Annotated in this window: 13 protein-coding genes; 3 read left to right on the top strand and 10 right to left on the bottom strand. The window is 74.2% G+C overall.

Features of this window, described 5'->3' with window-relative positions; all coding sequences use genetic code 11:
* Positions 1–39 precede the first annotated feature (39 nt).
* The 7 genes from fxsT to ACWDX6_RS26375 form a co-directional block, all read right to left on the bottom strand.
* Entirely contained in the window at positions 40–3,045 is a 3,006-nt protein-coding gene (gene fxsT, locus ACWDX6_RS26405; protein ID WP_451487376.1) for an FxSxx-COOH system tetratricopeptide repeat protein, read from the bottom strand.
* 57 nt (positions 3,046–3,102) lie between these two features.
* Positions 3,103–4,383, bottom strand: a complete 1,281-nt coding sequence (locus tag ACWDX6_RS26400) for an aKG-HExxH-type peptide beta-hydroxylase (RefSeq protein ID WP_451487375.1) — start codon at positions 4,381–4,383, stop codon at positions 3,103–3,105.
* A 72-nt stretch (positions 4,384–4,455) separates the two neighbouring features.
* A complete protein-coding gene (locus ACWDX6_RS26395) occupies positions 4,456–4,650 on the bottom strand; it encodes a hypothetical protein (protein WP_356894450.1) in 195 nt (64 codons plus the stop codon).
* Positions 4,651–4,792: 142 nt separating this feature from the next.
* Complete coding sequence (locus tag ACWDX6_RS26390; protein ID WP_451487374.1) at positions 4,793–7,867, bottom strand: SAV_2336 N-terminal domain-related protein; 3,075 nt, start codon at positions 7,865–7,867, stop codon at positions 4,793–4,795.
* Between the two features lie 7 nt (positions 7,868–7,874).
* The gene (locus ACWDX6_RS26385) at positions 7,875–8,879 is read right to left on the bottom strand and encodes an AAA family ATPase (RefSeq protein ID WP_451487373.1); all 1,005 of its coding nucleotides are present in this window, start codon (positions 8,877–8,879) and stop codon (positions 7,875–7,877) included.
* A gap of 154 nt (positions 8,880–9,033) precedes the next feature.
* Positions 9,034–11,118: a VMAP-C domain-containing protein gene (locus tag ACWDX6_RS26380; protein WP_451487372.1), complete on the bottom strand. Its 2,085-nt coding sequence runs from the start codon at positions 11,116–11,118 to the stop codon at positions 9,034–9,036.
* The gene (locus ACWDX6_RS26375; RefSeq protein ID WP_451487371.1) at positions 11,115–11,654 is read right to left on the bottom strand and encodes a CU044_2847 family protein; all 540 of its coding nucleotides are present in this window, start codon (positions 11,652–11,654) and stop codon (positions 11,115–11,117) included. Before ACWDX6_RS26375 ends, ACWDX6_RS26380 begins: the two co-directional genes overlap by 4 nt.
* 96 nt (positions 11,655–11,750) lie before the next feature.
* Here ACWDX6_RS26375 and ACWDX6_RS26370 point away from each other — a divergent pair, with 96 nt between their 5' ends.
* Entirely contained in the window at positions 11,751–11,936 is a 186-nt protein-coding gene (locus ACWDX6_RS26370; RefSeq protein ID WP_403288434.1) for a DUF6104 family protein, read from the top strand.
* 42 nt (positions 11,937–11,978) lie between these two features.
* Here the strand turns inward: ACWDX6_RS26370 and ACWDX6_RS26365 are convergent, their stop codons facing one another.
* Positions 11,979–12,794, bottom strand: coding sequence for a hypothetical protein (locus ACWDX6_RS26365; RefSeq protein WP_451487370.1), 816 nt, complete (start codon positions 12,792–12,794; stop codon positions 11,979–11,981).
* A gap of 155 nt (positions 12,795–12,949) precedes the next feature.
* Between ACWDX6_RS26365 and ACWDX6_RS26360 the strand changes: the two genes are divergently transcribed.
* The gene (locus ACWDX6_RS26360; protein WP_451487369.1) at positions 12,950–13,831 is read left to right on the top strand and encodes a DUF4097 family beta strand repeat-containing protein; all 882 of its coding nucleotides are present in this window, start codon (positions 12,950–12,952) and stop codon (positions 13,829–13,831) included.
* A gap of 1 nt (position 13,832) precedes the next feature.
* Entirely contained in the window at positions 13,833–14,729 is an 897-nt protein-coding gene (locus ACWDX6_RS26355) for a helix-turn-helix transcriptional regulator (RefSeq protein ID WP_451487368.1), read from the top strand.
* 88 nt (positions 14,730–14,817) lie between these two features.
* Here ACWDX6_RS26355 and ACWDX6_RS26350 read toward each other — a convergent pair whose 3' ends face one another.
* Both ACWDX6_RS26350 and ACWDX6_RS26345 read right to left on the bottom strand, forming a co-directional pair.
* On the bottom strand, positions 14,818–16,221 hold the full coding sequence (locus ACWDX6_RS26350) for a cellulase family glycosylhydrolase (RefSeq protein WP_451487367.1): 1,404 nt from the start codon (positions 16,219–16,221) through the stop codon (positions 14,818–14,820).
* A gap of 66 nt (positions 16,222–16,287) precedes the next feature.
* On the bottom strand, positions 16,288–17,253 hold the full coding sequence (locus tag ACWDX6_RS26345) for a zinc-binding dehydrogenase (RefSeq protein ID WP_403288428.1): 966 nt from the start codon (positions 17,251–17,253) through the stop codon (positions 16,288–16,290).
* Positions 17,254–17,447: the final 194 nt, after the last annotated feature.

The following is a 17,447-nucleotide window of genomic DNA, read 5'->3' as shown; positions in this document are numbered from 1 at the left end:
CCCGCGAGGGGTGCCGGGCCTCCGGCGTGTCCGGTGAGATCAGACGTACGCCTCGAAGTCCCAGTAGGGCCGGTTCCGCTGGCGTGCGGAGAGGGTGTGGGGGTGCTGGGCGCCCAGGGTGCGGGTGAGGGTGAGCAGCGCGTCCTCCTCGACCTTCCCGGCCTCCTCCACCTCGCGCAGGCCGCGCAGGTCGGCGGCGAGGGCGATCTGGCAGGAGAGGGTCAGCGGATGGTCGTTGCCCAGGACGTGGCGGGCCCGCCGCAGGGTGTCGCGGCTGAGCTCGGTGGCGTCCGCGACCCGGCCGTTGAAGTTCCGGGCCGCCGCCGCGTTGAGCGCGCAGCCCAGGACCCAGGGGTGGTCGGGGCCCAGAGAGGCGGAGAGGCCGGCCAGGGACGCCTCCAGCATCGCCATGGCGTCGGCGCGCTCCCCGGCGGCCTGCATGACGAGGCCGGTGTTGGCGAGCATGCCGGTGGCGAAGGGGTGGGCCGGTCCGAGGAGGGAGCGGTAGCCGGCCTCGGCCTCGGCGATGAGGTCCCTGGCCTTGGCCAGGTCGCCGTGTTCGCGCAGATAGTTGCCGTAGTCGTTGACGAAGGAGAGCGTGACGTAGTGGCCGCGGCCGTGGACCTGTTCCAGCTGGTCGAGGACGCTGGACATCAGCGCGCCGATGTCCTGCTGGGAACCGCCTTCCCTGCGGCGGCACAGGGCCAGCTGGGCGCGGGCCTTGAGGGTCTGCGGGTGCAGCGGGCCGAGGACCTGGACGTGCATCCGGAGGGTGGACTCCTGTCGGGCCAGGGCGTCCCGGTAGTGGCCGAGGAGCCGGAGGTCCTGGGCGCAGGCGATGCTGGAGTTCAGGGTGTTGGCGTGCCGGGGGCGCAGGATGGTCTCGCGCCGGGCGAGGGTCTCGACGTCGAGTTCGTACGCCTCCTGGTAGCGGCCGAGCAGGCGCAGTCCGACGCCGAGGTTGTAGCGGGCGACGAGGGTGACGAACTCGGTGTCGCCGAGGAGCCGCTGGGCTTCGTTGAGGACGTCCCGCTGGAGCGCCTCGGCCTCCGCGTACTGGCCGAGGTGGCGCAGGTCGCTGGCGATGGCTCCGTTGCAGAGCATGATGCCGAGCTCGTTGGGCGGTGAGGCGCGGCGCAGCCGCTCCTGGAGGGCGTGGTCGAGCTGGTACGCCTCGCGGAACCGGCCGCTGGAGCGCAGGACGTTGCCCTCCTGGGTGGTGAGGTCGAGGAGGGGCTGGGAGAGGGGGTCCATGAACCCGGTCCAGCTGGTGCGGATCTTCTCGGCGAGCCGGACGCCCGCCGTGAACTCGCCGCTGCGGTAGCAGTAGCGCAGGCAGTTGAGGACGGCGTTCTGGATGCGCGGGTTGCGGCTGGTGAGGGCGCCGGACGGCTCCAGGTGCGGCAGCAGTTCGGCGTACCGGGGCCAGTGCCGGCTGTCCATCGGGTTGCCGGGGTCCGCCTCGGCCAGCAGGGTGCGGACGGCCTTGCGGTGGGCGGCGCGGTGGGGTCCGTCGGTGAGCCGGGAGACGATGTCGTGGACGAGCCGGTGCATGTGCACGGACTCCTGGTGCGGTCCCATCTCCGTGCTGCTGGCGGGGCCGCGGGTCTCGCGGGTGAGGACGGAGTAGTTGACGAGCGTGTCCAGGGCACGGGTCCAGGCGGGCAGGTCGTTCGCCATCCAGCGCAGGTCCTCGGGGAGGTCGGCCTGGGGGTAGGCGCGGACGACGCCGAGGGGGATCCGGCCGGGGGCGAAGGAGGCGCACAGGCTGAGGATCTCGACGGCCTGCGGCTGGGCGCGTCGGAGCCGGTTGATCAGTATCGACCAGGAGGTGAGGGAGGCGTTGGGGAAGCCGTCGCCCTGTGCGGGTTCGTCGACGGTGGAGAGCCGTCCTTCCCGGACCATGCGCAGGTACTCGGGGACCTCCATGCCGGACTCGCCGAGCCAGGCGGCGGCCTGGACGAGCGGCAGGGGGACGTCGCCGAACTCGGCGGCGACCTCGTCGGCCTCCGGCCCGGTGATGTGCGGGGCGCGGCGCATGAGGTAGGCGGTGGACTCGGCCCGGTCGAAGCTGGGTACCTCGACGATGTCGGTGTGCTCGCCCCAGCCGCGGTTGCGTGAGGTGATCAGGACGTGTCCGGGGCCGTGGGGCAGCATGACGCCGGCGCCGTCGGTGTCGTCCCAGCCGTCGAAGACGACCAGCCACCGGGACTGCGGGTCGCCCCTGCGCAGCGCCTCGCGTACGGCGCGGATGCGTTCGCCGGGTTCGTTGCCCGCGGCGAGCCCCAGTTCGGCGGCGAGTTCGCCGAAGCGGTCGCGCTGGACGTTGCGGTCGTCGGAGTTGACCCACCAGACGACGTCGTAGTCGGGGCTGAAGCGGTGGGCGTACTCGGCGGCGATCTGGGTCTTGCCGATGCCGGACATGCCGAGCAGGGTGCAGGCCGCGTTGCCGCGTTCGGCGTCCATGAGGCGCTGCTGGAGCTCGGTGAGCAGGTCGTCGCGGCCGGTGAAGCGGGGGTTGCGGCGCGGGACCTCGCCCCAGATCTCGGGGGGCGTGTCGGGGTAGCGGGCGAGCGTTCCGGGCAGGACGCGGCGGTTCGCGGAGCGGCGTGGTTCGACGGCGAGCCGGGAGAGCAGACGGGCCTCGGCCTCGTCCTCCCCCACGCCCCACAGGCTGACGGGTTCGAGGACGGCGGTGGCGGGGAGCAGCGGCCGGTTGGTGAGGTTGACGGCGGCGAACCGGTCGGCGTGGGCGGCGACGAAGCCGCGCAGGACGTCGTTCCATTCGCCGGCCGGTCGGGGGCCGAGTTCGAAGAACCAGTCGTTGAGGACCAGGAGGACCTGGCCGCGGGCGAGCAGCAGATCGCCGAGGGAGTCCTCGAGGGGCACCTCGCGTGGGGGGTCCCAGCGTTGCAGGGTGACCCTGAGGCCGTGGCCTTCGAGGCGCTGTGCGATCCAGGTGGCCCAGGGGCGGTGATAGCCCGGGAAGACCACCAGGACATGCTCCGGCGCCCCGGCGCCGCCCGACCGCCCTTGTTCCGCCATCAACGTCTCCCTCTTCCGTTCACGCGCCACGTGCTGTCATCGTTCGTCGACACAGTGTTACCCACGGGCCTTGCGGCCGGTGTCGAGGCTCGCATGGTGCCTGTTCATTTCACGGACGAACTCCCGCCCGGTGATGGTCAGTTCATCGGATTCAAGCAGGATCGCGAGCGCCCCGCCCACCTGATCGTGGAAGCGCTCGAACTGCTGCCCGGCCCCCGTCCGCCACGCGGTCGGCAGCCCGTCGGTCGCGGCGGCCCGGCGCCAGAGGTCGGTGAGGGCGAGATGGGCGTAGGCCCCCTGGAGCACTCCGGCGATGGGCCGTGGATCGGAGCGCCAGCCGACCTGGTGGCGGGCCGGCCGCCCAGGGCGGTGCAGGGGTACGACTTCGTGCAGCGCGGCCAGTTTGCTGTGGTGGATCTCGTGGACGAGGGTTTCGGCCATCGTCCGCGCGCTCGACGGCAGGGAGGCGAGGACGGCTCCGGGCGCCGCGCGGAGGGTGGCGCTCATGGGTGCCTGCCGGGGGCCGCCGGCGGTCAGCGGGACGACCGTCCGCACCACCCGTGCCACCTCCGCCGCGCGGGCCGGGTCGACCTGCCGCAGCAGGTGGCGGGCGGCGCGCCAGCGCCCGGACCAGGCGCCCGCGTCCGTGCGGGCGTGCTCGGTCGCGGCACGGGGCGGGGCGCCGACCCCGTCCGGTGGCACCCGGTAGGGGTCCAGGTCGTCGAGGACGGCGGTGGCGCCGGGCAAGGTGCGCAGCGGGGTCCAGCCGGGGCCGAGCCCGGTCAGCGTGCCGGAGCGGGGGTCGGCGAGGAGGAGGACGGCGTGGCCGGTACGGGACCCTTCGGGGCCCAGCCGTACGACCCTGGCGGCGGTCCGCAGCCGTATCCGCTCCTCCTCCACCCGGAGCCGTCCGACGCCGGTCAGGGAGAAGACGCCACCGGGCGCCGAGACGGTGAGGTCGAGCGGGCAGCCGGCCCGCAGGGCGGCGGTGACGGCGATGGACTCCAGCCGGTCGAGCCTGCGGTCGAGGGCGGGCCCCTCGGGTGCGGCGAGCGCGGCGGCGAGCCACGCTCCGGTGGTCGGATAGTCGAGGACCGCGCGGACCACGCGCGGGTGGGTGCGCTCAGCCTGTTCGAGGAGGGTCCAGGCGGCCTCGAAGCGCCGGACCACGGCGCCGTCCACGCTCTCGCGCCGGCGCTGGACGCGTATCAGCAGGGCCTTGAGGAGCAGCAGCCGACGTGAGCGGAGTCCGGCGTCGAGCCTGGCCATCGCGGACGTCGCCGGGCCGGTCCTGGCCAGCTCGGCGAGGTCGGCCGCGGACAGCGGGGCGGCCGTCATCGTCCGCCCCCGGGACCGGCCACCGGCCGTGGGCGGCATCTGACCGGAAAAAGGCGGTGGGCGCGGTGGACGTCAGGGGTTGCCCTCGCTGACCCAGGACTCGCCCAGCTCCAGCGACCGGCCGAGCACCCGGTCGACCGCGGCCACGAGGTCGGGATGGTCCATGACGCGCAGGGTCCGCAGGTCGACAGCGGTGAGATCGGGCAGGGGCGGAGCCTGACCGGCGTCCCGGTCGACACCGGTCGCCCACTCCGTGTGCTCCAACACCCTCGGCTCCTCCTCACCGACGCCTGTCCCCCACGGTCGTAGCGGCGGACCGGTTCTTCCCGACGCCAGGAAGTCAGAAACCCGTTCGACTCAACTGCGCCCATTCACGCCCCCCGTATCCAGCCGTCTCCGCGCTCGCCTCTCAGGCCGTCTCGCTCCAGGCCCACCAGGGCGGTGCGATCCGGCGGCGGTCGCCCTCGGAGAGCCGCGCCGTGGCCCGCTCCCGTCCGGTGCCCGTCGCGGCCAGCGACTCCCTGGTCCGTTCGACGTCGTTCCGGTCCACCTCCACCCCGGCGGCCACCAGTCGCGACCACTGCTCGGCCGCGGCGCGCAGCACCGTACGGGCCCGTCCGTTCCGCCCCATCAGCCGCAGGACGGCGCCTTGGGCGTGCAAGGCGCGGGCGCCGGTGACGGTGCCCGGGGTGTCGCCGTGGGCGGCCCTGGCGTCCTCCCAGGAGCGTTCGTACGCCGTGAGCGCGTCGGCGAGCACGCCGTCCCGGGCGGTCTCGCTCAACTCCAGTCTCACCCGGCCCAGTTGCAGCCACACCTCGGAGCGCGTGCCGGCGTCCCGGGTGGTCCGGGCGGCCTGTTCGAGGAGGTGGCGGCTCTCGAACAGGTCGGGCAGGAAGCCGGCTCGGTGGAAGCGCAGGGCGAGCACGCTGCCGATCAGTATCCGGGCACGGTCGCGGCCCGGAGCGTCGGCGGGCAGGCGGGTGAGGGCCTCGCGCAGCACGCTCTCGGCCCGGTCGACCGGTTGCGTGCCGGTGTCGGCCGCGGCGCGGCGCATGAGCGACTCGCCCCAGGTCATCAGGATCCGTCCGCGCCGCTCGCTGTCGTCCGGGGCGAGCAGCGTGGCCTCCTCGTAGGCCGCGTCGGCGGCCTGCGCGTCGCCGACGGCGTCGTACAGCCTGGCCCTGGCCGTCGTCCAGCGCAGCCGCAGAGCGGCGCTGTCGCCGAGGGTGCCGCCCGCCCGGTCGAGTACGGAGGCGATCTCGGCCGGGTCGGCTCCGGCGAGGTGCAGGGCGTCGGCAAGGTCGAGCAGGACGGGGCCGCTCTCGGTCAGGCGCAGTGCGGCGGTGAGTTCGGCGACCGCTGCCGGGCCGTCGCCGCGGGCGAGCAGCAGACGGCCCCGGCGCAGGTGGAGGAGGTGGAGCGCGGGGTGGTCGGTCTCGGGCCAGTCTCCCGGGTCTCCGGCGAGCGCGTCGAGGGCGGCGTCCAGGTGGGCGGGGTCGTCCGTGTGGCGCCACAGGGCGTGGTGGACGACGGCGAGTTCGAGCCGGGCGTCGGCCCACTCCCGGCTGCCGGTTCCGGCCAGCTCGGCGGCCCGGGCCAGCTCGGCCACGGCCCGGGTGAGCAGCTCGTGCCGCCGCCGTGTGCCGCGTACGGCGCCGGTGCCGGCCTCGGCGTGCAGGATCCGGCCGAGCACGATCCGGGCGCGGACGGCATCGTCTGGGAGCGCCGCCTCGGCCCGTTCGCGGGCGTCGGCGAGGAGCGACGGGTCGGACTGGCCGCGGCCCCGCGCGAGCAGCCGTTCGGCCTCGGCGAGCGGTTCGGGGGTGACGAGGTCGGGGTGGTAGAAGCGGAGCACGCGCGCGGGGATGCGGGCGAAGAGTTCCGGCTCGGGGCCCAGCGGGCCGGTCGGCTCGTCGGACTCGTCCGCCGTCGCGGGCTCTTCGTCCTCGGGGTCGTGGCCGGCGAGCCGGGCCGCCGCGAGCGCGGGGAAGTTGCGCATGCTCTGGCCGAAGTTGCGCTCCACGTACGCCGAGCAGTGCTTGAGCACGAGAGCGGCCGCGCTGCGGTCCAGCGAGCCCAGGAGGTACTGCTGTACGCCCGGGGGGTAGCTGAAGCAGGGGTACGGGGAGGGGCCGGGCAGTTGTCTCAGCAGCCCGCTGAGGAGGACCTCGGCCAGCTCCATGGGGCCGGTGTCGGGGAGCATCGCGCGCTGGACCAGTTGCATGACGGGGAGGGTCAGCGGCGCGGCCGCCAGGTGGACGGCGAGCCGGAGGGCGCCGGGCGAGGCTCCGGCGCGGAAGGCGCTCAGCAGTTCGTCGTCGCCGCGCGGGGGCCGGGGCGGTGCCGCGGGCGGCGCCGCGCGCTCCCGCCGTACCGCCTCCGGGTCGATCCGGGCGGCCCAGCCGCGGACCGGGCCGGCGCCGTGGCCGCTGAACAGCCGGGCCCAGGAGGCGAACGCCTCCGGGGTGGGTGTGAGGACGGGTACGGCCCGGCTGTCGGCCGGGACCGGCTCCCAGGGCTCCTCGTCGGGCTGGAAGACGGTGTGTCCGCCGGGGGTGGAGGGGCGCAGCAGCGTACCGGGCTCGACGGTGAGCGCGGTGCGCGGCCACAGGCGCGGGGGCAGCGGCTGCACGACGGCGAGCGGGGACTGCCGGGGCCACTGGTGGATGAGCCGCTGGACCGCGCCGCGCTGCCAGAGGGGTCCGACGCAGTCGCTGACGATCAGGGTGAGGCGGCGGCCGGTGGGGTCGTGCAGCTGGTCGGCCGGGCGCAGCCGGGGGCGGCCGTCGGTGCCCGATGTGGTGGTGACGAGCGGCGGGCCCTCGCCGGTGTCGTACAGGCGGTGGACCTGGACGTCGCGGAAGGCGCCGGACTGCTGGCAGGCCTGGCGCAGTTCCTCCACCATCCTGGCCCAGACGACCATGGCGGGACCGGTGTCCATGAGGAGCTGGATGTCGGGGCGGCGGCCGGCGGCGGGGCGCAGGACCGGCGTGAGGATGCCCGCGGCGGCGGTGCGCTCGGCCGTCGCCTCCTCGTCGAGGAGGCCCTCGCCCGGCCGGGGCGGGAACAGGGTGGAGTGCCGCAGGGGACGGAGCGCCTTCTGCAGGCCGAGCAGCCCGGGCAGGGCGTTGGCGCCGGGCGCGCGTACGGGCAGGGCCGCGCCGCCGCGCACGCCGGCGCCGCCCCGGCGGGCTCCGCCCGACTCCATGTGGAGGGCGACGGTCTCGGAGGTGCGGTCGCCGCGGAGGTCGGGGGCGGGGCCGGTCTCGCGGATCTGCTCCGTCCCCGCGCCGCCGGCCCGTTTGCGCCCCTCGCCGGACGGGCCGGGGGCGGGCGGGCCGGTGGTCCGCTCCGCGCCCGGGTCCGCGGGCGCGTGCGGCAGCCACTGGGCCAGCCAGACCGCGTCCGCCATCTCCTCGGCGGTCGGGTCCTGGCCACCGGCCCGCAGTCTGCGGGTGAGCTCTTCCAGATGCATCCGATGCATCCGGCCATCACCTCGGCTGATCGAGCGGCTGCATGAGCATGTCCGCGATGCGTTCCCGGGTCACCCGCTCGGTGCGGGGGGCGTGCTGGGTCAGGTAGATCGCGTTGAGGAGCTGGTCGGTGGCGATGACCTCGCCGGGTTCACGGTTCAGGAAGCGGCTGACCAGGCCCTGCTCGCCGGCGGCGGCCTCCGCCCCAAGATGGGCCTCGATCATGGCGCCCAGCTGCTCCTCGCCCGGCGGCTCCAGTTCGAGGCGGATGCAGCGCCGCAACAGGGCGGCCGGGAAGTCCCGTTCCCCGTTGGAGGTGAGCACGATGAAGGGGAAGGTGCTGCAGCGGATCCGGCCGCCGTGCACCGGCACCTTGCGGCCGTCGTCGGTGAGCACCTCGACCACGGGCTCCCGGTCGGCGAGCCGTTCCAGCTCGGGGATGGCGAACTCGCCCTCCTCCAGCGCGTTCAGCAGGTCGTTGGGCAGGTCGAGGTCGCTCTTGTCGAGCTCGTCGATGAGCAGCACGCGGGGCCGCTCGGAGGGAAGCAGCGCGGTGCCGAGCGGTCCCAGCCGGATGTACGAGCCGATGCCGGCCGGGGCGGCGGCGGGCACGGGCGACCCGGCCTGGGCGCGCTCCAGCTGGACGTCCTGGAGGCGTCCGATGGCGTCGTAGCGGTAGAGGCCGTCCTGCAGCGTCGAGCGGCTGACGATGGGCCAGCGGAGCACGCGGCCGAGCCCCAGCTCATGGGCGACGGCGTGGGCGAGCGTGGACTTGCCGGTGCCGGGGTTGCCCGTCACGAGGAGCGGTCTGCGCAGGTAGAGCGCGGCGTTGACGGCGTCGGTCTCGGCGGGCCGGGGATGGTGGTTCTGGACGAGCCGGCGGCGGACTCCGAGCCGCCGTTCGGAGCCGGGGTCGGTGTCGTCGGGACCGGTGGTGAAGTCGCGCCACGGGGGCGGAGGCGGCAACCGCCGTATCTCGTCGTGCGGATGGCCGGCACCACGGTAGATCCGCCAATCGTTCACGCTGGACTCCTCCTGGCTGTGGTGGGGTGGCCGGGCAGGTCGAACGTACCGCTCCGTGGGCGGAGCTGCCGATGCTCAAACCGGACCAATTCTCCCGGGGCCGGCCCGTGCGGAGCCTTGGCCGGCGCAGGCGCCGGGCGCGCGCGCCGCGCCCTCACGCGGGGTCCTCGCCGAGCATCGGCGGACCGTGGAGCGGCGGGTCGTGCGGGGGCCGGTCGGGCGGGTCGAAGAGGACGGCGAGGTTCTCGGCCCAGGCGTAGGCGGACCGGTCGCGCGGATCGGCCTCCTCGTCGCCGGCTCTGATCCGCAGGGTACGGACGGGGCGGTGCAGGCCCTCGGCCTTCCCGGCCTCCAGGAGCAGCCGCCCGGCCCGCTCGTGGAACTCGGCGCAGTCGGTGTGGTCGTGCGGTCCGGTCCGCCACAGGGCCAGGGGGTGGCCGGCGGCCAGCGCGGCGGCCATGGCCTTGAGGCCGTCGCCGCTGCCGACCCGTCCGCAGTAGACGGGCACCGCGCCGCCCTCGGCGTCGGAGAGCCGGGCGTAGGCCTCCCTCGGGGTCTCGCGCCGGATGTGCGCGGTGTGCGGGCTCAGGCCGGCACCGAGGACCTCGGCGCGCAGTGGAACGGCCCGGAGAGGTTCGTGTTCGGCGGCCCGCCAGCGCTTGAGCCACTCGTGCGAGGGGGGCCGGGCGCGGCGGCCGGCGTCACGGATGACCACGATCCGGCGCTGTCCGAGCGTCAGCGAGAACTCGTCGACGAGCTCGTCGTCGGAGGAGGGGCGCCAGCTGTCGATGGGCAGGTCGAACAGCTCGCGCGGCAACACCGCCTCGACGGCGGCCAGATGCTCGCCGCTGTCGCCGCGGCGCAGCGCGTCGGTGAGCGGTCCGCGCAGGGTCTCGGGCAGCCGTTCCCGCTCCACCCCCCGGTCGTCGCCGTGCAGCGGGCTGACGGTGCGCCCGTCGAAGAGCAGCTTCACCCGCCAGGGGAAGCGGGTGCCGTAGTGAGGGGTGTCGATCTCCACGAGGACGTCGGCGCGCGCCCCGGGTTCTCGTACGGTCGCGGTCGCGAGGGCGGCCGCGGGGGCAGGGACGGGGGCGACGGCGTCCGGGCGGCCGGAGGCGAGGAGTTGGGCGATCTCCTGCTGGATGGCGGGATGGGCCTCCACGGCCTCGTCCGTGATCCAGCGGACGAGGCTCTCGACGGCCGGGCTGTCCCCGTGCAGGTCGACGACGTGCCGGGCGACCCGTGCGGCGTACAGGAAGACGGCGTTGAGGCCGAGGTCCTGGATCGCCTCCCGGAGCGGGTCGCGCAGTTCGTGGAGGAGTCCGACGCCCTCCCGCCAGGTGCGCGGGTCGGCTTCGAGGACGGAGCGGAAGTCGTCGTGCAGGACGCGGCGCTTGACGTCGTCGACGAGGTTCATCACCTCGCCGGGCCCTGCGGGCGGGGGCAGTTCGGCGAGGCGCCCGTACAGGTGGATGCGGCGCCCGGGGCCGACGCCCTGGGTGGTGGGGGGCCGCAGCCGGATCTGCTCGCGGGTCCAGTCGGGGTCGCCGGAGAGCGAGCGGTACCGGCCGAGGTGGTGGCGGTCGTGGTCGCGCATGACCTCGTGGAGGATCTCGCCGCCGGGTGTGTCGTAGAGCCGGCGCAGTGCGGTGATGGGGACGGCTGCGCCCTCGTCCCTGCCCCGTCCTTTGTTGAGGCCGATGACGGCGCCCCTGTTGAGATCGACGACGGGTCCGCCGGAGCACCCTTCCACGGGCAGCGTCCAGCGGAGCAGGAGCGCCTGCCCGTCGACGGCGTGGGCCTCGCCGACGGCCTGGCGGACCCCGGCCCTGCCGGTCTGCCGGGACCAGCCGTGCAGGCTCACCGGGATGGGCCGGGTGATGACGGGCGGGCGTTCGCTGAGCCGTACGCAGGAGACGTCCTGGGCGCCGGGGACGCGGACGAGGGCGATGTCGGGGAAGTCCCAGCGGTCGAGCCGCTGCTCGGACCGCTCGGGGTGCGGTTCGGCGAGGACCACCTGCCCGGCGGCCGCCCCGCCCTGCCAGGCCACGCCGACGGCCCGCTCGTGTCTCCACACCGCGCTTCCCCCCTTGGCCACGACATGGGCGCAGGTCAGGACCCAGCCCGGGGCGATGAAGAAGCCGGAGCCCCAGTACCGCTCGCTGCGCCCGTCATACCCATCGGCGGGGTCGGAGATGCGCACCAGGGCGGAGCGCACGAGAGCGTCGAGGGCGCTCATACGGTGCCATCGGCCGCCGGGCGGTGACGCGGGCCGGTGTCGGGCGCGGCGCCGGACGTGGCCTGGGCGGGAACCGGCGGGGAAGCCTGCCCGGGGCCGGTGCCGGAGGCGGAACCTTCCGCCGAACCGGCCCCGGAGGCGGGTCCGGGGGTTGGGGCAGGTTCGGCGGTCGGGCCGGGTCCGGCGGTCGGGCCCGGTTCGGGGGTCGGGCCCGGTTCGGTCCAGGTCAGGGAGACGGACACCGAGGCCGTGCCGCCGCCGTCCGCGAGGACTCCGATCACCTTGCCCGCCTGGGCGGAGAGTTCGATGCCGAAGCTGACCGCGACCTCCACGGGCGCCTGCGGGTCGAGCCCGGCCCGCAGGGAGCCGACCACCCCGCGCACCACGTCCGTGAGCCCGCCGGCCATCGAGACGACCCGGTCGCCGATCCCGGTGTCCTGGAAACCGTCGCCCCGGTCGAGCTCCTCGGCTCCGCTGATCCGGGCCCAGACGGGCGTCCCGTCGTCCAGCCGTACACGAGCGATCCCATGCGTCACAGCGGCCCCCCGCTCCCCGGAACGATGATGCAGAAGGCTAGACCGTGGCGCTGACATGCGCGAGGGGCCGTCGGACACACGGCCTATCCTGATCGCATGTACTTCACTGACCGTGGCATCGAGGAACTGGAGAAGCGGCGCGGCGAGGAGGAAGTCTCCTTCGAGTGGCTCGCCGAGCAGCTGCGTACGTTCGTCGATCTCAACCCCGACTTCGAGGTGCCGGTGGAGCGCCTCGCGACCTGGCTGGCCCGTCTGGACGACGAGGACGAGGACGACGCGTAGGACCTGAGACCCGCGGGCCCCCGGCGGACGGGCCCGCGAGCGCTACGCCCCGCGCAGCCGGTCGTAGGCGAGACCGAGCGCCCCGTGCGTGACGAGGAGCGCCCCCGCCGCCGTCCAGCCGCCGCTGCGGCGGGTGATGCCCCAGGCGAGCAACGGCAGACCGGCGCCCAGTTGCGCCGCGCCGATCAGCCGGGCCCGGGGTCCGCGCAGGTACGGGCCGAGACGGCCGCCCTCCATCGCGTCCAGTTCCGCCCGCACGGCATCGCGCCAGCCGGACCATTCGAGCTGTTCGGCGCCCTGGGCGAGGGCGACCGAGCGGAGCCGGTCGGCGCTTTCGCCCGGGGTGAGCCCGGTCGGCAGCCGCAGGCCCACGCGCGCGAGGACGGCCACGAGGCCGAGGAGCCGGGTGTCGGCGTCGGCCTCTGCGTCGGGTTCGGTGAGCTGCCCCAGGGCCTGGAGGTCCAGAACGGGATCGAGCGCGAGCCGGGCCGCGAAGGTGCGCATGGCCTCGTCCTCGCCGACCGGGGTGCCGTCGGTGAGCCAGGTGTAGCCGACGGTGCGGCGGAATCCGGCGGCGAGGGTGAACCCGGCCCGGTCCGCGTCCCACCAGAGCGCGAGGACGGGCCAGGTGGCGGCGGAGACCGCCAGCGCGGTGGCCCAGCCGGTGACGACCCGGTCGACGGGTTCTCCGCCGTGCAGCCAGGGCTTCCCCTCGGGGACGAGCACGCTCCAGTCGGTCCCGGCCGGGGCGAGGAGCAGCTGTTCCCGCAGCAGTTGGGCCGGTGGACGCACCGCCGCTGGATCGGCACGGCAGAGCAGCAGCGCCCCGACGGGGCGCGGTCCGGTTCTCGCGTTCATGGCCCATACGCTAGGTCAATTTGTCCGCATACGTAGGCGAATGCCACCGCTTGAAGGGGGTTGACTTCCCCGCACCGCGATATATCGTGTTCAGGGAGAGACGCGATATGTTGCGTCACCGCGCCGCCGCGCCGTCGATACGGGAGGACAGCACCATGACAGAGTGGTCCGTCGCCGAGCCCAGGAAACTCACGCTGACCGATCCCGTGTCCCGGCTCCAGGTGCGCATCGTGAACGGCGCGGTGAACGTCGTGGGGACCGACGAGGCGACCGTGCGGCTGGAGGTCTCGGAGATCGAGGGCCCGCCGTTGATCGTGACCCAGGACGGCTCGACGCTGACCGTGACCTACGAGGACCTGCACTGGAAGGGCTTCCTCAAGTGGTTCGACCGCAAGGGCCACCACCGTAGGGCCGTCGTCTCCGTCGCCGTCCCGGCCGGCGTGGACGTCGAGGTGGGCGTGGTCGGCGCCGGCGCCGTGATCTCCGGCATCCGGGGCCGTACGGACATCAGGGGCGTCACGGGCGACACCACGCTCGTCGGTATCTCCGGCCCGGTCCGCGCCGAGAGCGTCTCCGGCAGCCTGGAGGCCCAGTCCGTCACGGGCGCCCTGCGGATCAACTCGGTGACCGGCGACGTGACGGTGATCGAGGGCGCCGGCGCCTCCGTCAAGGCGGAGACGGTCAGCGGGGACATGGTCATCGACCTCGACCCCAGCCACCGGGAGGGGCCGCCTGCGGACATCCGGCTGACCAGCGTCTCCGGCGAGGTCGCCATCCGCCTGCCGCACCCGGCGGACGCCCGGGTCGAGGCGAACACCACCAGCGGCGCCGTCTCCAACGCCTTCGACGACCTGCGGGTCGGCGGGCAGTGGGGCGCCAAGAGCATCACCGGCACGCTCGGGACGGGCCGGGGCACACTCAAGGCCACCACGCTCTCCGGTTCGATCGCGCTGTTGCGCCGCCCGGAACCGGCCGAGGACGAGCCTTTCGCGTCGTCCGCCCCCGACGCGCCCACCACCCCCGGAAAGGTGCTGTGACATGCCGCCCGTCTTCGCCCACGGCCGACTGCGCCTCTATCTGCTCAAGCTCCTCGACGAGGCCCCCCGGCACGGCTATGAGGTGATACGCCTCCTGGAGGAGCGCTTCGAGGGCCTGTACGCCCCCTCGGCGGGCACGGTCTATCCACGCCTGGCCAAGCTGGAGGCCGAGGGCCTGGTCACGCACGCCACCGAAGGCGGCCGCAAGGTCTACTCGATCACCGACGCCGGCCGCGCGGAGCTGGCCGGGCGCGGCGGTGAACTGGCCGATCTGGAGCGGGAGATCCGCGAGTCGGTCTCCGAGCTGGCCGCCGAGATCCGCGACGACGTACGCGGAGCGGCCGGCAAGCTGCGCAGCGAGATGCGCGCGGCGGCGAGCGAGACCCGGCGCAAGGACTCCCCGTTCGCCGACGCCAAGGAGGAGCTGCGCCGCGCCCAGCAGGAGTGGAAGGAGCAGACGCGCCAGGCCCGCGCCGAGGCCCAGTCGGCGCGCCGAGAGGCGAAGGAGTTCCAGCGGATCGCCCGGCAGATCCAGGAACAGGTCCAGGACCGGTTCGCGCGGGGCGACTGGCCTTCGGGCGTCTGGGAGGGCATCTCGGACCTCACCGCCCAGCTCGGCGGCCTGGTGACGGGGACGACGCACCCCAAGGCGGCGGCTCAGCAGCCGGAGACCGCCGAGGAGGCCGCGTCGGAGTGGGCGAAGGAGTACGAACCCACCGGCGACCCGGCCCGCGATCTGGACCGGCTCCTGGACCGCTTCCGCGACGACATCCGCGACGCGGCGCGCGACCACGGGGTGGACGCGGCCCAGCTGGCGGAGACCCGCCGCCATCTGTCGACGGCGGCGGCTCACATCACGGCCCTGCTGCACCCGCCGGGCCGGAACCACGACCGCTGATCCCCCGGACCGGTGTCGGGCCGGGGCTGCCACCCCGGCCGTACCACCCCCGGAGGACGGTCTTGGCTGACGGGGGCGACGGCTGCCGTCAGCCCCGGGTGGCGGTGACCGTCACCCGGGTGCCGGGCGCGGCGAGGATCCAGGCCCTGCCGGGCTCCACGCGCAGCACGACCGCCCTGCCGTCGGCCGCCACCTTCCACCGCCCCGGGGGCAGGGAGAGCTCCGTCTGCCGGGGGCCGCGCCGCGCGGAGTCGTACTCCAGCCGGTAGACCCCGCTCCCGGAGTCGTACGCGGAGGAGCGGACCGTGCCCGCGACCGCCTCCGCGTACGGCTCGGCCGTCAGCTCCTTGTTCGTACGGAAGGCTCCAGCGCCGTCCACCGCGCAGTACCCGCCGCCGTAGCACCACACATAGCCGGCCCATCCGGAGCCGTACCGGCCGAGGGAGGCCATCGCGTCCCGGTAGAAGCGGTTCATGTTCGGCAGGGCGTTGTTGAGCGGCCCCCACTCCCCCACCACCACCGGGACCCCGTACTCCTCGGGGTAGCGGGTGACGGCCTGCTCGTACGCCTCGATCCAGCCCGCGGCCGGGTCGTAGTCGGCGCCCGCCTCCATGGCCGTGTTGTAGAAGTGCGGGGCGTAGACGACCTTCGGGTCGTCGATCCTGCCGAGGCCGGTGGGGACGCCCTCGCCGACGATCGGGGTGGGCTCGACGAAGAGCCAGGTGTCGCGGTCCACCGTGCGGACGGCGTCCGCGAGCCGGTTGTACATCGGGGTCAGCTGCTCCCGCTCGATCCGCCGGGCGGCGGTGGGCAGGTCCTCGCCCTCCCGCAGCTCGCCCATCGGCTCGTTGATCAGGTCGTAGCCGAGGACGGCCGGATGGTCCGCGAAGCGATCGGCCAGGACCCGCCACATCTCCGCCTGGGCGCGCCGCAGGTCCTCGTCCTGGTAGAGATGGGTGAAGGCGCGCTGCACGGCGGGCTCGAAGTACTCGGCGAACCAGTCGTCCGGGTGCGGGGTGAAGGGCAGCCCGTCCGTCCGGGTGGCCCACTCCGGTACGCCGCGGTGACCGAACGCCGGGCCGAAGACGTCCTGGTGGGCGTCGATCAGCACCTGGACGTCGTGCTTCTGCGCCCAGCCGAGGACGCGTTCGATCTTCTCCAGGTACGCCTGGCTGTACCGGCCGGGCCGGGGCTCCAGGTCGTCCCAGAAGACGAGGAGCCGGGCGAAGTTGAAGCCCTTGGCCCGCATGTCGCGGAAGTGCCGTTCGGCGACCGCGGCCAGGGCGTTCTCGCCGCGGCCGGCCTTGTCCTCGACGTTCCAGCCCCGCAGCGTCAGGGTCCGGCCGTGCGCGTCGGTGAGGGCGGGTGTCCGGCCGGCGGGTGTCGGACCGGCGTCATCGCCGTGACTCCCGGCGTGGGCGGCGGGCGGGGCGAGCAGGGCGGCGAGGGCGGCCGCGACGACGGCGGCTGCGGCGAGGGGCGTACGTAACACGGGAAACCTCCGGCACGACGGTGTGTTCGCGGTGCCGGAGATCCCATCAGTAGACCTGACGGTCCATCAAGACGTCGTCAGCACGATCTTTCCGAAGAGTTCGCCCGAGGCCATCTTCTCGAAGCCCTCGCGGGCCCGGTCCAGCGGCAGTACGTCGTCGATCACCGGCCGCACGCCGGTGGCCGCGCAGAACGACAGCAGGTCCTCCAGCTCGTCCTTGGAACCCATCGTCGAGCCGACGACCTTGAGCTCCAGGAAGAAGATCCGGGTCAGCTCGGCGTTCGAGGGCCGGTCGCCGCTGGTGGCGCCCGAGATGACGAGGGTGCCGCCCGGCCTGAGCGACTTGACCGAGTGCGACCAGGTGGCCGCGCCGACGGTCTCGATGACCGCGTCCACGCGCGCCGGGAGCCGCGCGCCCGGCTCGTACGCCTCCACGGCACCGAGCTCGACGGCCCGCTTCCGCTTGGCCTCGTCACGGCTGGTGGCGAAGACGCGCAGCCCGGCGGCCTTGCCGAGCGCGATCGCCGCGGTGGCGACGCCGCCGCCGGCGCCCTGCACCAGGACCGAGTCGCCCGGCCGCACCCCGGCGTTGGTGAAGAGCATGCGGTACGCGGTGAGCCAGGCGGTCGGGAGGCAGGCGGCCTCCTCGAACGAGAGCTCCTTGGGCTTGGGCAGCACGTTCCACGAGGGAACGGTGACCCGCTCGGCGAAGGTCCCCTGGTAGCGCTCGGTCAGGATGGAGCGGGGCTCGTCGGGGCCGACCCCGTGGCCGGTCTGGCCGATGACGGAGTGCAGGACCACTTCGTTGCCGTGTTCGTCGATGCCCGCCGCGTCGCAGCCGAGGATCATCGGCAGCTTCTCCTCGGGCAGCCCCACCCCGCGCAGCGACCAGAGGTCGTGGTGGTTGAGCGAAGCGGCTTTGACGGTCACGGTGGTCCAGCCGGCACGGGCCTCGGGCTCGGGACGTTCGCCGAGCTCAAGTCCGGTCAGGGGCTGATCGCGGTCGATTCGGGCGGCGTAGGCAGCGAACATGACCTTGAGCGTAGGTCCGAGGGGCCGATGGCGGAACCACACGGCCCTGTGACGCACTTCTCTCGTGGCAACCCGCACCGGACCCGCCCGCCCGACCCCGGGCCGCCCGACACTCGACGGCCGCCAGCGCCTCGGGCGACAGCGACGGGACGGCGGTCTGGCCGGTGACCTCGGAGTCGTACGCCTCCAGACCC

Source organism: Streptomyces sp. NPDC003027, from assembly GCF_053591435.1.
Note: the sequence above shows the minus strand (reverse complement) of the source record. Positions and strands in the feature narration are given on the sequence as shown.

What these genes read in the sequence shown, in the direction of transcription:
- fxsT (WP_451487376.1), bottom strand. Translation starts at nt 3,045, where the DNA reads ATGGCGGAACAAGGGCGGTCGGGCGGCGCCGGGGCGCCGGAGCATGTC.
- ACWDX6_RS26400 (WP_451487375.1), bottom strand. Translation starts at nt 4,383, where the DNA reads ATGACGGCCGCCCCGCTGTCCGCGGCCGACCTCGCCGAGCTGGCCAGG.
- ACWDX6_RS26390 (WP_451487374.1), bottom strand. Translation starts at nt 7,867, where the DNA reads ATGCATCGGATGCATCTGGAAGAGCTCACCCGCAGACTGCGGGCCGGT.
- ACWDX6_RS26380 (WP_451487372.1), bottom strand. Translation starts at nt 11,118, where the DNA reads ATGAGCGCCCTCGACGCTCTCGTGCGCTCCGCCCTGGTGCGCATCTCC.
- ACWDX6_RS26370 (WP_403288434.1), top strand. Translation starts at nt 11,751, where the DNA reads ATGTACTTCACTGACCGTGGCATCGAGGAACTGGAGAAGCGGCGCGGC.
- ACWDX6_RS26365 (WP_451487370.1), bottom strand. Translation starts at nt 12,794, where the DNA reads ATGAACGCGAGAACCGGACCGCGCCCCGTCGGGGCGCTGCTGCTCTGC.
- ACWDX6_RS26360 (WP_451487369.1), top strand. Translation starts at nt 12,950, where the DNA reads ATGACAGAGTGGTCCGTCGCCGAGCCCAGGAAACTCACGCTGACCGAT.
- ACWDX6_RS26355 (WP_451487368.1), top strand. Translation starts at nt 13,833, where the DNA reads ATGCCGCCCGTCTTCGCCCACGGCCGACTGCGCCTCTATCTGCTCAAG.
- ACWDX6_RS26345 (WP_403288428.1), bottom strand. Translation starts at nt 17,253, where the DNA reads ATGTTCGCTGCCTACGCCGCCCGAATCGACCGCGATCAGCCCCTGACC.